The following is a 14481-nucleotide window of genomic DNA, read 5'->3' as shown; positions in this document are numbered from 1 at the left end:
GTGGAGAGGAGGGCTTGACATGTTACGAACGTACGCTGACTGGCTGCATCGTAATTTCTGCGCAGTCCCCACATCCGTGGTCGCTTCCGCGGTCAAGGGAGGGATGTTACTGGAGCGAGTGGCAGGCGAGGTGCGTACCGACCACGAGTACAGTGCCATCGGATTACCGCGCCACTCGCATATGTGGATGGTGAACGCCGAACACTGCCAGCAGATGCTCTCTCAACCAGACATTCAAGAAGAGGTGGTGGTGGAAGCAGGCTTCATCATCTATCGTGACGGCGAAGGGCGTGTGTGGCTCGGGCTGGAACCCCGTGAGGCGGAAATGGAGATGCCGCTGGACGCCATGCTGGAACACCACGTCAAACCCCTGTATCACATCCTGCATGGCGAGGAGGACACCGCCAAACTGGCAACGGTAGAGTACCGTATCGTGCGTACCACTGATGACCGCCTGATGGAACAGCACCTGAACGAGCTGGTATCGCACGGCTGGGACATCACACACTTTCAAGCGGTGATTATCCAGGAGACGCGCTCCACGCTGTTCATCGCCCTGTTGCGCAAGCAAACGACATAGCTACAGTTCTCCTATCGCCCGAAGCAGGCGTGCCTGCGCCAGCTTGTGCTCTGTCTGCGCCTCCAGCAAGCGGGTGCGTGCTTCGGTCAGGGCGGCGAGGGCGTCGATTTGTTCCACGAGGGGGGCTTTCCCTTCGTTTACCCGTAACGTCGCCACGCGGTATGCTTCCTCCGCATCCTTAAGAGCGGCTTCTGCCGTAGCGATGTTCGCCGCAGCCGTTTCGATATCCAGCCATGCCTGACGCACCTCATTCTCCACCTGAAGCTGTTGTCCACGCCACAAAGCCATCTGCTCCTGCTCGCGAGCCGCAGCTGCCCGAACCTGCGCCTGCAGCTGCCCACCTGTCCACACCGGCACACTGATCGCCAGCGCCACCGTGTAACCGGACTGCGCCGACATGCCCTGCACCTTCACCCAGTCCTGCGAAGCTGTCAGGTACGCCTGCGGGCGCATCGCTCCTTCGGTAACGAGTCGATCGAGTTTCGCCATTTGCACCCGAGCTCGTTGCGCCTGTAGCGAAGGGCGTTGCTGCAGTGCCCTCTCTACTGCTGCCTCCGGGGTGGCAGGCAGGTTAAACACAGGCTCCTGATGCAGCGGCAGGTCTATTTCCTCTCCGGGTGTTGCACCGATGCTGGTCTGAAGGTTCAGCAGGCTCTTTCGGAACTCGGCGCGGGCGGTAGTCCATGCTTGCTTTGCCTCTGCCTCCGCCGCGCGGCTGCGCAACACGAAAGCCAGCGGCGCTTTACCGCTTTCGTACAACTGCTCGATGACGGCCGTCTGCTCCTGCTGCGCCTGATACCGCTTCTCCGCCACCTCCACCAGCTGCCTGCGCAGCAACGCCTGCAGATAGCGCATGGTGACCTCTAAACGCACCTCCTGAACCGTTTCCCGTACTTCCTCAGACATCGCGTCTCTCTCCGCACGAGCAGCACCAATCATGCCCTGTAACCGTCCACCAGTGAACAATGGAACGGATAGCTTCAGCTGTGACGCGGCAAACTGGTCGCGTGGCGCCATCCGCATCGAGTCGGGCATCACCCCCGGCGACGACGCCAGCATGTTGTCCACCGTCCCTTGCGCCAGCCAGCCGGATAACGACACCTGTGGCAGCAGCATGGCAGATGCCATCTGTGCTCGCGCCTGTGCTGCGTCACGGCGTGCCCGCGCTGCTTGTAGCAGGGGATTTTGACGCTCCGCAGCCGTCAACGCATCCGAAAGTGTCAGCATCTGTTGCGCCCATACCGGCGCAGAGAGTGCCAGTAACCAGCCCACCATCCAGATGATTGCTCCGTTCACCAAAGCACCTCCATGTGATGTTTGCTAATAGAATACTACGCATCTGTCGCACTTCCTGTCACTGCTGGAGTTCAGGTGATACGAGGGGTGTTCAAACAGCGCGTCCCTCTTTGCGGGTGTATTGACGCTTATCGGGCTTGGTGATAAAATCACACTGGGCAGTACTCTACACGAGGAGGTGCAGGTGCATGGTCGCACGAGCAGTGGGGAACATTTGCGCTGTTGCCCTCTTTCTGTTGGGGTATGCATCGGCGAGCGCACACCCGCTGGTTCCCCTGCCTCACGACAAACAAATCCGTGTTTACGTCGGTGTTTGGGACCGGTTCTACAGCCCCTACCACAAAGCGAGCCGATACCTACAGCTCACCGCCAACGTCGCCGCCTACCACCCCGTCGAACAGCCGCGAGTGCAGACCTTCGATGAGCGGCGCATCTTGACACTCCAGGTACCGGACGAGGGAGGTTGGGCGCATTTCTATGCCGATGGTGACACCATTAAGCTGGTCTTCCGGGTGGAGGACAGGCGCAACCGATTGGGCAAGTTGCGGCTGATGGCGTTCGGCAAAGGGCTTCTGGTGGGCGAGCTGTCTGCTGACCGCAGCGGTTCGCGTATCGCGGGTAGTCTGCGCTACGACAGCGACCAACAGTATTACCTGGCGTATCTGTTCTCCAAACGAGGAGAGGTGCTGGCGAAGCTGTTGATCGACCGCGGCTGGTGGGACGCGGTTGTCCCCGTCATCATTTCGCGGGAGTTCCTTCCCTATCGTCCTGCGCCCCCTTCCGACGAGGGAATCAGGAAGGTAGTAGGTGCGGAGGATTTCCCCGGCGAGGACGGCGAGTGGAAACAACTGAATCCACCGCCGCGCTTCGCCCCGCATCCGTCGGGAGCATCGACATCTACTTTACTGGTGAAGGAGTTCACCAACGACAATTCCCGGCCAGTTCCGGTCGAACCTCCTGCCCACGCGGGGACCTTCAAGCGATGGAATCTGCTGAATATTCGCATTCTTAGTTCCCCAAAGATACGGGAGGAATGGCTCAAGCGGTACGTCCAGTCGCAAATGGATGAGATGAGGCAGACAGGGCAAGTCAAGGAACCGATGCTAGAGCCGGTGAAGGTTCCCCCCTATGCGCAGGGATTTGCCTACTGGCACGTCTGGTTGCGGGGCATCGCGAAAGCGGTGCTATGGCTGCCCGAGGAAAGGAGCGGGCGGGGGAAAGACATCAACCCGCTGCTGGACCGTATCCAGCAACAGCTGCATACCGAGCGCGACTGGCTGTCGGAGGCATCTGCCCGAATCGCAAACCGCCTGCTACAGGACAAATCTCTTCAACTCAAGACGGGGTTGAAGCCGGGCGACGTCGTGCCCGGAGAGAACGTATACACGGTGCATACCGACGCTGTAGCGGGCTACCGTGCGGATAACCTAAAGCAGACCGTCCGCCTGCGTGCATACGCCCAGTATCCAGACGGTTCCCGTGAGCCGATCGAAGCGACGGTAGTGGTGTCTCGTAAGGAAGCATTTACAGACCCATACCCGCCACTGGCGTTTTCGCCTTCACCGCAGCTCCGTGTCGGCACGGACGGCGTCGACATCGCGCTGGGCAAGGGGTGGGTCTATGAGTTCTGGATTGACGGTCATCCGGAGCACAAGACTACCATTCAGGTACCCAGCGAGACGTCGGAGATATGGGTCGCGCAGCACCGCAGTATGAAACCTTCCACGCACAGCAGCTCCCGTTAGTGAGCCACAGTTACTCTTCTTCAGAAGCGCGGGGGTGCGCCTTGCGGTACACCTCCTTGAGCCGCTGGCGGCTGACGTGGGTGTAAATCTGGGTTGTGGTCAGGTTGGCGTGACCGAGCAGCTCCTGCACGGTGCGAAGGTCTGCGCCGTTGTCCAGCAGGTGGGTGGCGAAGGAGTGGCGCAGGGAATGGGGAGTGGGCTTGAAGGCGGTGGACAGCTCTGGTGCGTAGCGGTCCAGTACCCGACGCACACTGCGGTCGGTCAGGCGGGTTCCCCGATGGTTCAGGAACAGCCAGCCTTCGTCTCTGCCCCCACCTTTCTGCAACAACACCGGGCGAGCGCGGTTGAGGTAATCGATCAGTGCCTCCTGCGCCGCCCGTCCGAACAGCACCACCCGCGTCTTGTTTCCCTTGCCGGTGACCTGAATGGCGTTCTGGCTCCAGTCGATGTCCTGCACGCGCAGGCTGGTCAGCTCGCCCACGCGCATCCCACTGGCATACAGCAGTTCCAGAATGGCGCGGTCGCGGATGGACAGGGGGTCTTCGCCCTGCGGCGCGGTGAGCAGCTGTTCTACTTCCTGCTGCGCCAGCACTTTGGGCAATTGCTGGTCGTGTCGGGGGGCGGTTACCGCCTGTGCGGGGTTACTCGATGTGAATCCGCGATGCCGCAGGTATTTGAAAAACGCCCGCAGCGCCGCGATTTTGCGCTCGACACTGCGCGGCGACAACGCCAGCCGGTGCAGCTCCGCCAGGAACGCGCGAACGATGCCCGGTTGCACCGCTTCCCAGCCCACCTCGGGGTAATTCCGCTCCAAAAACTCAGCGAACTGCACGAGGTCGCGCATGTAGCTGCGCACGGTGTTCTCCGACGCGCGGCGGCGATGCCGCAGGTCGGTGATGAAGGCGTCTATCCACTCGTAGCGCTCATCTGGCGTGTTCATATTGCGTCAGAAACCACCGCAGTGCCTCCTGTGCCCGTTCCACCTTCGCGGCGATTCGCTGCTGGCGGTCACGCACGGGAGGCTGCGGCTCCGGTAACAAGCCGAAGTTCGCGTTCATCGGCTGGAAGTCCTTACCCGGGTAGCGGCTGATGTACTCCAGCAGCGCGCCCATCATCGTGTCCGCAGGCAAGGTCACTGGGGGTAGCCCCTTCACCAGCCTTGCCGCGTTCATTCCCGCGACGATGCCGCACATTGCGCTCTCGATATAGCCCTCCACGCCCGTAATCTGCCCCGCGAAGAAGATGCATGGCTCCGAACGCAGCTGCAGCGTCGGCTCCAACAGGGTGGGAGAATGGATGTAGGTATTGCGGTGCATCACCCCATAGCGCACGAACTCGGCGTTCTCCAGCCCCGGTATCAGGCGGAACACGCGCCTCTGCTCGCCCCACTTCATGCGCGTCTGGCAGCCCACCAGACCGTACAGCGTGCCCTGCAGGTTCTCCTGGCGCAGCTGCAACACCGCGTACGGACGCTTGCCGGTGCGTGGGTCACGCAACCCCACTGGCTTGAAGCGGCTGAATCGCAGGGCATCCCTGCCTCGTTGGGCGATTTCTTCGATGGGTAAACACCCCTCGAAGTAGCGCGGCTCTTCGAAGTCGTGAGGCTCAACGGTCTCCGCTGCCAGCAGAGCGTCCACGAAGGCTTCGTACTCCTCGCGCGTCATAGGGCAGTTCAGGTAGGCGGCATCCCCTTTGCCGTAGCGCGACGCCGTGAAGATACGCTCCATGTTCAGCGTCAGCGCGTCCACGATGGGCGCGACCGCGTCGTAAAAATACAAACGCTGGCTGCCGGTCAAGCGGGCAATCGCCTGCGCCAGTGCGTCAGAAGTGAGCGGTCCGGTCGCGATGATAAGCGGGCGCTCGGCAGGGATGTCGGTAACCTCTTCGCGGACAATCTCAATCAACGGATGCGCCTCCAGCCTCTGGGTCACCACCTGTGCGAACAGATGGCGGTCTACCGCCAGTGCCTCTCCGGCAGGCACGGCGACCTCCTCCGCGCACTGCAGCACCAGGGAATCCAGCTGCCGCATCTCCCACTTCAGCAGTCCAGAAGCAGTGGTGAGCAGGTTCGATTTGAACGAGTTCGAGCAAACCGGTTCGGCGAGGTACGGCGTCTGGTGAACAGGTGTCTGGCGCACCGGTCGCATCTCATACAGGCGCACCGGCACTCCGGCGTTCGCCGCCGCCCATGCCGCTTCCGAGCCTGCGAATCCTCCCCCGACGATAGTGACACAGCTCATCGCTGCCATCGGTATTCCTCCCCGCCACATGATATCCTGATCACCTGCCGCAGGATGCACAGGCTGTCTCTGGTATCGCCTGAAACGCACGACCGAGCCACTCCAGCAACAGGGGGCGTCTTTCCGCCATAATTGCCACCACCTCTTCGTGCGAGAGGCGCGAGGGACTGATGCCAGCCGCCCAGTTGGTGACAATGGCAACCGCCGCGTAGCACATCCTGAGTTCGTGGGCAAACACCACCTCCGGTACGCCGGTCATGCCTACCACGTCTGCACCCCAGTAGGCGAACATCCGGATTTCCGCAGGGGTCTCGTAGCGCGGTCCGTCGGCGCACAGATAGGTGCCCCCGAAGTACACAGGCACATCCAGCGGCTCGGCGGTGCGCTCCAGAACATGCCGGATTTCGGGACAGTAAGCCTGAGTGAAATCGGTATGCACGACCTCGCCCGGTCGGTCGAAGATGGTGAGTGGTCGCTCACGGGTGAAGTCGATGAAGTCGCTAATCAGCACAAAGTCGCCCGGCTTCATGGAATGGTTGAGCGAGCCAACCGCCGCAGTGGCGATAATGCGCGTCACACCGCATTGCTGTAACGCCAGCATGTTCGCACGGTAGTTGATGCGATGCGGGGGCAGGGTGTGCCCTTCGCCGTGTCGCGGGAGGAAAACCAGCGGAGTGCCGTTCAAATGCCCTTCCAGTACCGTTGCCTCGCCGTAGCGGGTACACAACACACGCTTGCGCTCTACCGTGAAGCCCGGCAAATCGCTCATCCCGGTACCGCCGATTAGCGCAAACATGCTGTTCGCCTCCCTTCCATAATGAACTATTATCCATGGAAGGTGCCTTTACCTGTATCGAACAACAAAGCCGCCCGCAGTCCGCGAGCGGCTCGTGATAGACACGCAGGGTTACGCGGAACGGCGTCTTCGCAACAGCAGACCCGCCAGCCCTAACCCCAGCACGCCGACGGTGGACGGCTCGGGCACGACCGCCAGGTTATCCAGATAGAAAGTATAGGGCCCTACGACGCTGCTGTCTGCCGGGGTGATGGCAAGGCACTCCAGCACCGCTTTGCCAGTGGTCGACTGCAGAATGCCGTTGCCAGTGAAGGCCACCACAGGCTCGTTCGGGATGTCGAATACCACGTTGACCCACTGCCCCTTGGTGGTAATCAGTTTGCCTGCAGGTGCGTTGCCCGATTTGGATGGTGCGCCGACGAACTCAATAGGGCCGGAGGTGCCGCCGTTTCCACCAATGGGTCCCGTAGGGTTGGTCTCCCGCAATCCCAGCGTCAAGCGAAAATCCGGTGTTTCCGCAGGCACGTATACCCACAAGCTGAACGGAAGGGTCACCGAAATGATGGGGTTCGGTAGGTTTGCCGCATTGAACGTGGTCAGACGCACCCAGGGGTTGGTCTGCGCCGCTTTGAACTGGAACGAGACCTTCAGCGACTGCGTGCCGGACAACGCCTTCTCATCACTGATGGCTGCCAGATTCGGTGATGACTCCAGAAAGCCTGCTGTAGAACCTGAGAAGTTCGGTAAGCGGAACATCACCTGTCCATTAGCACCCAGCTGGTAGCCCTCAAAGTCGGTGAGGAGCTGGGCGAAGGTCGGCATCGCACACAGCGTGAATGCCGCAACCAGAAGCGCGTGCCACTTTCGCATGGTATGGAACCTCCTTTCGCAAACCGAGATTGGAGCAAAGCGTGTGAAAACATGACACCGCTATTGCGCCAGAGCCAGTGTAGCACGTCCAGCAGCACCTGTCAATATGTCGGGCAAAATCAGAAAGGATTCCCGTATTTTTAACAGGTTAGGACTTACGCAGTTGCAATAGGCACCTGACCAGCCATGCATTTTTCAACGACTGCGGAGACGATTTACTGTCATGCTGAGAGCAAGCGAGGCATCTCAGAGCCACAAAAGAGATTCTTCGCTTCGCTCAGAATGACAGAAGTTGTCTCTTCAGGTTACAAACTTTCGTGCAGCCTTTGAACTGCGTAACTTCTACAGGTATCTATCGCCACGATTCGCCTGCCGGGATATTCCTGCGTCCTGCGCGCCAGAATCGGGTATAATACGCCTGCGATATTCTGCAAGCAGCGCGGGAGATGAACCAGAACAGGTTCGACATCATTGTGGTGGGTGCAGGACACGCAGGGTGCGAGGCGGCGCTGGCAGCGGCGCGAATGGGCTGTCACATCGCTGTCATCACGCTCGACCCCACACGGGTAGCGCACATGCCCTGCAACTGCTCCGTCGGAGGACCCGCCAAAGGACATCTGGTGCGCGAGATCGACGCCCTCGGCGGGCAGATGGGCATTGCCACTGACCTGAACCTGACCCACATCCGCTTCGTGGGCACAGGCAAGGGACCGGCTATCCAGACCCTTCGCGCCCACGCCGACAAACAGCTCTACCCGCGCTACATGCGCGCCGTGCTGGAGTCGCAGCCGAACATCGACCTGATACAGGGCGAGGCGATAGAGGTTGTTGCACACGCGGGCAAGGTGGAAGGTATCCGCCTGAAAGACGGGCGGGAGCTGCGGGCGAAGGCGGTGATAATCACCTCGGGTACGTTTCTGAACGGCTTGATACATATCGGCGAGAAGCAAATCCGTGCGGGACGGGCGGGCGAGCCGCCTTCCGTCGGGCTGTCCGAATCGCTTCGCCAGCTGGGCTTTCGGCTGGGGCGATTCAAAACCGGCACCACTGCCCGTGTCGCTAAAGAGAGCGTGGATTTCTCGCGTGTGCAGGTGGTGCCATCCGACCCCAACGCGCCGCCCTTCTCGTTCGTACATGAACGATTGGACCCGCCGCGCGAACTGCTGCCCTGCTGGCAAACGCGCACCACCGAAGAGACCCATCGCATCATCCGCGAGAATCTGCACCGCTCCGCGCTATACGGCGGCAGGATTACCGGCGTGGGTCCACGTTACTGCCCCTCCATTGAGGACAAAATCGTGCGGTTCCCCGATAAGGAGTCGCACCCGGTGTTTCTCGAGCAGGAGGGCTGGGAGACGAACGAACTGTATGTGCAGGGCATGAGCACCAGCCTGCCCGAGGAGGTGCAGCTGGCTTTCCTGCGCACCCTGCCCGGTCTGGAAGAGGTGGTGATGATCCGCCCGGGCTACGCAGTGGAGTACGACATGGTGTACCCCGACCAGCTGAAGCCCACGCTGATGACACACGAGGTGCAAGGGCTTTTCCTCGCGGGGCAAATCAACGGCACATCCGGCTACGAGGAAGCCGCAGCACAGGGGCTGGTGGCGGGCATCAACGCCGCGCTGTTCGTGCAGGGGCGCGAGCCGATGGTGCTGGAACGCCACACGGGCTACATCGGCGTGCTGATCGATGACCTCATCACCAAGGGGGTGCAGGACCCCTACCGGATGCTGACTGCCCGCGCAGAGTTTCGCCTCGCCCTGCGCCACGACAACGCCGACCTGCGCCTGACACCCATTGGCAGGCAGGTGGGACTGGTGGATGATGAGCGATGGAGTCGATTTACCGCCAAGCGGGATGCCATCGAACGCGAAACGCGCCGGTTGCAGCAAACCGTCATCACGGGCAGGCACAACCCGCTGTTGCAGGAACACGGTCTCGCGCCGGTGGACGGACCCACCAGCCTGTATGACCTGCTGCGCCGTCCGGAGGTCACCTACGAGACCTTGCTGCAACTGGCGCCTGTGGACGAGCCTGCCTCGCGCGAGGTGGCGGAGCAGATCGAGCTGGCGGCGAAGTACGAGGGCTTCCTGCGACGGCAGCAACAGCAGGTCGCGGAACACCAGCGGCTCGAGGGGTTGCTTATCCCCGAAGATATGGACTACGGCATGGTGCGCGGTCTGTCGCATGAGGGAAGGGAGAAGCTCTCGCGGGTGCGCCCCCGCAGTGTGGGGCAGGCATCGCGCATCCCGGGCGTCCGCCCATCCGATATCGCTGCGCTGTTGATACATTTGAAGAGCAGGGTAATGGAACCCGCTGGAGGGGTAGACTCCCGCCGAGCCATTGGGTAACGCCTCGGTTGCCTCTAATAGGCAACCTCTTTCCATGTGCCAGCTCCAACCTCGTGGTAAACACGTAGCCTTTCTCGTCGGCTAGCGGGTCTTTTCGCATTTTGCAGCTGGATGGTGATTTCCCGCTCCTCGGGGTTGCCCCAAAGGTAACGTTCATGCGTGGGGTGGTCGGCATCGGTGTAATCTTGTTTGTGTCTTGGGGTGCCGTGGATGTTCCCCTTCCTGTCCAAAAGCGGTTGGGGCGCGCGATGCATCCGAACCGTTATCTTTTCCGGGTAAACGTCCACCGACGCGAAATCTGCCGGGTAGCCCGCCGTTCCCGCCGGGACGATATGTGCGATTCCGTTGACCCATTTCGCCGCCGTGAGATGGAGATGACCGCTGAAGACAGCAATGACTTGATGGGCGTGTGCGTGGACGACTTTGCAAGTGCGCTCATCTCGAACCTTCCAGCTGTCAAAACCGAAACTGGCTTTCAAAACCTCTTCGTCCCGCATCGGTACCAGTGGAACATGAGTTGCCAGTATAACGGGACGACCTTGCAGAAAACGGAAAGCCCGCTCCAGGAACGCATTTCTGGCTTCCGTTACTGCGTCGCCGAGTCGGTGAGCACCACTGGTATCCACGACAATGAAACCAATTCCCTTGCACGTAAACACATAATTACGCCATCCCTCGCCAAAACACCAGTCGTAGGCAACGTATCGTTCGGGGATGCCCTCGCCCTGACCGTTTTCGTGATTACCGACGCACGGCAAGAAAGGCACCTTCAGGCGGCTCAGCAGAAGGTTTTTCAACGTGCGGAAATCGTCGCGATAGTCCGGAATTTCGCCGTCAACGATGTCGCCTAACGAGAGGATAAAATCCGGCGGTTCGCAACCATGTTGACCGTTCGCGCATTCCAACGCCCAAAGCGCCTTCTCGTTGGCTAAAGGGTAGCCTTCGGACCTGTCAGGTACCTGCGCTGCGCGAACGTGCATGTCATTCCAGAGAATGAAACGAAAAAGCCTGCTCACCGGCACGGCGACTTACCCCCTTTCGCACATGGATGACAAACGTATACCGCTGTAGCCAACTGCATAGTCCCGTCACAATCCCTCGCTGAGATAGAAAGAAAGTTCCGGCGCTGCAACAGGGATATTGGATGCCATACCTACAGGTTGGTTGCGACGCAGCTGTGCCCCGCCACCCAAACGGTCAACTCGTCGGCGTTTATCCTGGGGATTCGCAGTTCACTGCGTATTCCCCTGCCTTACCGTCTTGACGACATCTACAAAGCCCCGTGGTTGGACAGTCCATTTCCCAGCCATACTCTACAACCCTTACCCCCTCATTGCGCTTCTCTACCCCTTCAACGCCCCAGCGACCATCGTCTCGTGGATCCGGTCGCGGAACAGCCAGTACACGAACAGCACGGGCAGCATCACAATCACCAGCCCTGCAAACAGCGCGCCCCAGTCGCTCTGGTACTGTTCCACCATCAGCAGGTTGGCGATACCAAGTGGCAGGGTGCGCCTCTCGTCGCTGCTCATGATGACCAGCGCGAGGGGATATTCGTTCCACAAGCCAATCGCGTTGAACACTCCCACCACGATGATTCCCGGCTTCGCCAGCGGCAGCATCACCTTCCAGAACGCCCGCGCGGGGCCGCAGCCGTCAATCAGCGCCGCTTCCAGCAGCTCCTGGGGCAGGGTCTGGAAAAAGCCCGTCAGTACGAACACCGTAAACGGCAGGGAGTACGCCACATAAACCAGCGTCAAGCCGTGCAGGGTATCCAGCAAACCCAGCCGCGCCAGCAGCAAGAACAGCGGCACTATAGTGAGGAAAAGCGGGAACATCATTCCGCCCAGGAACGCCCCAAACAGCCAGTTCGCGCCGCGAAACGGATAGCGGGCGAAGATATACGCCGCCATCGCGCCGATGGGCAACAGGATTGCCAGCGTGCTGAGGGTAACGATGAGGCTGTTCATGAAGTAACGGGCGATGCCCGCCTCCTGCCATGCCCGCACAAAGTTCTGCCATTGCGGCGACCGAGGCAAGCCCCACGGCGAGGTGAAGATTTCGGGTCCCGTCTTAAAGGCGGTCATCAGCACCCACAGCAGGGGCACGACCACCGACAGGGCGAATATCCACAACCCGCCACCAATCAGCACGCGCCGCATCACGCCCTGCCCTCCTGCGGGTTATGGCGAAGCAGTGCCAGAATCGCCCCGCTCAGCGCCATCACCACCATGAAGTTCACTATCGCCAGCGCGGTGGCATAGCCAAAGTCGCTGTGTTTGAACGCCTGCTCATACAGGTAAGTCAGCATCACCTCGGTGGCGCGGTCGGGACCGCCCTGTGTCATCAGGAACACGAGCGCGAAGATATTCATCGTGCCGATTGCCATGTAGACCAAAGCAATCCGCAGCACCGCCCACAGCAGGGGCAGGGTCACGTGACGCAACCGCACAAGACCCGCCGCCCCATCCAGCGTCGCTGCCTCCATCACCTCGTGCGGGATGGTGCGCAGGGCTGCACTGAACAGCATGATATAAAACCCCAGCGCGTGCCACACGTGCGCCACGCCCACCGCCGCCAGCGCAGTGCGTTTGTCGCCCAGCCACGCAATCGCCCACGCTTCCAGACCGACCGCCTTCAGCGCGCCGTTCAGGATGCCGAAGGAAGGGTTGAGGATAAACAGCCACAGCACAGCCACCACGACCAGCGAGATGACCTGTGGAAACAGGTACACCGCCCGCAGGAAACGCGCCGTGCCCGAGTCGTGCCCGACGGCGTGCGCCAGCGCGAGCGCAAGTGCCAGGATGACGATGCTTGTGCCCACAAACAGCAGCAGATTGTGTCGCAGCGCCAGCCACACAATGGGGTCCGCGAAGATCTGGCGGAAGTTCTCCAGTCCGATGAAGGTACGGCTTTCCGAAATTCCCCGCCAGCGATACATCGAGAAGGCGAACGCCTGCAGCACCGGCGCCACCACGAACAGCGCATACAGCACCGTTGCCGGTAGCAGAAACCCGGCGATGAATATCCCGCGGGAACGTCCGCTCATCGCCCCTGTCCGCGTTTGTAGGTGTGCTTGGGAAGGTTCTTGTCCTGCCGTGCCGCCTCCGCCGCCGCTTCCAGTCGCTCGACAAACTGCTCGGGCGTGATGTTGCCCGACAGCAGCGCAGCGGTGGCGTCTTCTACCGCCTTGCCCAGCTTGGGGTACCACTGACGGTACTCCACCGACCAGACGGTTTTCGCCCTGCGGAACACCTCGACGGGTTCTTTCAGATGCTCGGGGAAGTTTGCCTGGTCGCTACCGCGGATGGACATCAGCGTGCCCTTCTGCTCCACGAACTGCTTCGCCTTCTCCAGCGAGGTCATATATTTGTAGAAGTCAATGGCGAGTTCGCGGTTTTTGCCCTTGGTGGGAACCATCCACGGCTCGATGCCGATACCGACGGCGGTCGGGTCGCCCTTGCCGTCGTCCAGCACCGGTGGCAGGAAGAACCCCATGCGGAAGTTCGGTGGCAACACGTTGCGCATTTCCGAGTGCAGCCAAGTGCCGCAGGGTATCATCGCGGCGCGTCCTGAAATGAACTCCATCTGCGCCCCGGTGTGGTCCATGCCGTTTGCACCTTCCTGGAAATACCCACGGCGGCGCAGCTCGTCCATCATCTGTGCCGCTTTCAGGAACGCCGGCGACTTCCACGCACCCGGCACGAGATTTTGCGCGTCATCAAAGGCTTCAATGCCCCCCGCGCTGATGACCCACGGGATGAGGAACCCGCTGACTGCGTAGGCGGGGTAGATGCCCTGATAGGTGATGGGCGCGATGCCCTTGGCTTTAATCTTCTCGCAGAGGTCCAGCAGTTCGCTCCATGTGCGTGGTGGTTTCCAGCCGTTTTTCTCAAACATGTCCTTGTTGTACCACCAGCCGAGCATACTGAAGAAGTAGGGTAGCATGTAGGTCTTGCCCTGATACTGGCACAGCTCCAGCAGGGCAGGCTCGAAGGTATCGCGCCATTTGCCTTCGGTTTTACCGTAGGGCGGGCTGTCCAGATATTCATCCAGCGGGATAACCTGCCCCTCGTACACCAGTGCCCAGTGGTCCATACCCCAGCCGGGGTAGGTTAGGTCGGGGGGGTTGCCCGCAATGAAGCGTGGGCGCAACTGTTCCCACACACGCGGGTTACCCCATACCTTGATTTTGACGCCCGGATGTTGCTGTTCGTATTCGCGCGCCGCCTGCTCGAAGAAGTCAATGCCATATCCACCCTTGAAGCAGGCGACCTCCAGCTCTTTGGTGGCAGTAGTGGACTGTCTACCGCAAGAGACGACCACCACCGCAGCTAGCGCAATGGCTATCGCAGGCAGGGTGTGTTTGATATATTTCATTTTCGCTGTACCCCCTACGTTGGCTTTCGTGTGATGCTGAAAAGCAGGCTAAGGCCTGCGGCTACTTCCGCGTGTCATGCTGAACAGTGTGAAGCATCTCTGAGATTCTTCGCTTCGCTCAGAAAGACAATGATGCTGCCATTATGCTGTCATGCTGAAGTCTATGTTGTTTGTCAAGGGCTACCAGCCGCTACCCCCCCACAGCGGGCATATACTCAGACAC

At 60.5% G+C, this 14481-nt stretch carries 12 protein-coding genes; 3 read left to right on the top strand and 9 right to left on the bottom strand.

The genetic code is table 11. The features are described from left to right. Nucleotides 1-19 precede the first annotated feature (19 nt). Nucleotides 20-580: a hypothetical protein gene (locus tag K6U75_01315; protein ID MCL6473682.1), complete on the top strand. Its 561-nt coding sequence runs from the start codon at nt 20-22 to the stop codon at nt 578-580. Here K6U75_01315 and K6U75_01310 read toward each other — a convergent pair whose 3' ends face one another. Then, nucleotides 581-1876 (bottom strand): TolC family protein, encoded by a 1296-nt coding sequence (locus K6U75_01310; protein ID MCL6473681.1) that lies wholly within the window; start codon nt 1874-1876, stop codon nt 581-583. A gap of 188 nt (nt 1877-2064) precedes the next feature. Between K6U75_01310 and K6U75_01305 the strand changes: the two genes are divergently transcribed. Further along, nucleotides 2065-3621 (top strand): hypothetical protein, encoded by a 1557-nt coding sequence (locus tag K6U75_01305; protein ID MCL6473680.1) that lies wholly within the window; start codon nt 2065-2067, stop codon nt 3619-3621. Between the two features lie 10 nt (nt 3622-3631). Here K6U75_01305 and xerC read toward each other — a convergent pair whose 3' ends face one another. The 4 genes from xerC to K6U75_01285 form a co-directional block, all read right to left on the bottom strand. Continuing rightward, complete coding sequence (gene xerC, locus K6U75_01300) at nt 3632-4561, bottom strand: tyrosine recombinase XerC (GenBank protein MCL6473679.1); 930 nt, start codon at nt 4559-4561, stop codon at nt 3632-3634. Then, nucleotides 4545-5891 (bottom strand): methylenetetrahydrofolate--tRNA-(uracil(54)-C(5))-methyltransferase (FADH(2)-oxidizing) TrmFO, encoded by a 1347-nt coding sequence (gene trmFO / locus K6U75_01295; GenBank protein ID MCL6473678.1) that lies wholly within the window; start codon nt 5889-5891, stop codon nt 4545-4547. The genes xerC and trmFO overlap by 17 nt, the downstream gene beginning before the upstream one ends. Before the next feature lie 10 nt (nt 5892-5901). After that, nucleotides 5902-6657, bottom strand: a complete 756-nt coding sequence (locus tag K6U75_01290) for an S-methyl-5'-thioinosine phosphorylase (GenBank protein ID MCL6473677.1) — start codon at nt 6655-6657, stop codon at nt 5902-5904. 111 nt (nt 6658-6768) lie between these two features. Continuing rightward, nucleotides 6769-7527: a PEP-CTERM sorting domain-containing protein gene (locus K6U75_01285; protein MCL6473676.1), complete on the bottom strand. Its 759-nt coding sequence runs from the start codon at nt 7525-7527 to the stop codon at nt 6769-6771. Nucleotides 7528-7973: 446 nt separating this feature from the next. Between K6U75_01285 and mnmG the strand changes: the two genes are divergently transcribed. After that, nucleotides 7974-9878 (top strand): tRNA uridine-5-carboxymethylaminomethyl(34) synthesis enzyme MnmG, encoded by a 1905-nt coding sequence (gene mnmG / locus K6U75_01280; GenBank protein ID MCL6473675.1) that lies wholly within the window; start codon nt 7974-7976, stop codon nt 9876-9878. Between the two features lie 14 nt (nt 9879-9892). Here the strand turns inward: mnmG and K6U75_01275 are convergent, their stop codons facing one another. From K6U75_01275 to K6U75_01260, 4 genes are all read right to left on the bottom strand, one after another. After that, nucleotides 9893-10900 (bottom strand): metallophosphoesterase, encoded by a 1008-nt coding sequence (locus K6U75_01275; protein MCL6473674.1) that lies wholly within the window; start codon nt 10898-10900, stop codon nt 9893-9895. Nucleotides 10901-11221: 321 nt separating this feature from the next. Continuing rightward, entirely contained in the window at nt 11222-12040 is an 819-nt protein-coding gene (locus K6U75_01270; GenBank protein ID MCL6473673.1) for a carbohydrate ABC transporter permease, read from the bottom strand. Beyond that, the gene (locus tag K6U75_01265) at nt 12040-12927 is read right to left on the bottom strand and encodes a sugar ABC transporter permease (GenBank protein ID MCL6473672.1); all 888 of its coding nucleotides are present in this window, start codon (nt 12925-12927) and stop codon (nt 12040-12042) included. Before K6U75_01265 ends, K6U75_01270 begins: the two co-directional genes overlap by 1 nt. Next, nucleotides 12924-14258 (bottom strand): extracellular solute-binding protein, encoded by a 1335-nt coding sequence (locus K6U75_01260; GenBank protein MCL6473671.1) that lies wholly within the window; start codon nt 14256-14258, stop codon nt 12924-12926. The genes K6U75_01265 and K6U75_01260 overlap by 4 nt, the downstream gene beginning before the upstream one ends. Nucleotides 14259-14481: the final 223 nt, after the last annotated feature.

This window comes from Bacillota bacterium (assembly GCA_023511455.1).
Taxonomy (GTDB): Bacteria; Armatimonadota; HRBIN16; order HRBIN16; family HRBIN16; genus HRBIN16.
The sequence above is the reverse complement of the archived record's forward strand: the minus strand, read 5'-3'. Positions and strand labels throughout refer to the sequence as shown.

Bases quoted from the DNA above. Each gene is read 5' to 3' on its own strand.
- K6U75_01315 (MCL6473682.1), top strand. From the start codon at position 20: ATGTTACGAACGTACGCTGACTGGCTGCATCGTAATTTCTGCGCAGTC.
- trmFO (MCL6473678.1), bottom strand. From the start codon at position 5,891: ATGTGGCGGGGAGGAATACCGATGGCAGCGATGAGCTGTGTCACTATC.
- K6U75_01265 (MCL6473672.1), bottom strand. From the start codon at position 12,927: ATGAGCGGACGTTCCCGCGGGATATTCATCGCCGGGTTTCTGCTACCG.
- mnmG (MCL6473675.1), top strand. From the start codon at position 7,974: ATGAACCAGAACAGGTTCGACATCATTGTGGTGGGTGCAGGACACGCA.
- K6U75_01260 (MCL6473671.1), bottom strand. From the start codon at position 14,258: ATGAAATATATCAAACACACCCTGCCTGCGATAGCCATTGCGCTAGCT.
- K6U75_01285 (MCL6473676.1), bottom strand. From the start codon at position 7,527: ATGCGAAAGTGGCACGCGCTTCTGGTTGCGGCATTCACGCTGTGTGCG.
- xerC (MCL6473679.1), bottom strand. From the start codon at position 4,561: ATGAACACGCCAGATGAGCGCTACGAGTGGATAGACGCCTTCATCACC.
- K6U75_01270 (MCL6473673.1), bottom strand. From the start codon at position 12,040: ATGCGGCGCGTGCTGATTGGTGGCGGGTTGTGGATATTCGCCCTGTCG.
- K6U75_01290 (MCL6473677.1), bottom strand. From the start codon at position 6,657: ATGTTTGCGCTAATCGGCGGTACCGGGATGAGCGATTTGCCGGGCTTC.
- K6U75_01305 (MCL6473680.1), top strand. From the start codon at position 2,065: ATGGTCGCACGAGCAGTGGGGAACATTTGCGCTGTTGCCCTCTTTCTG.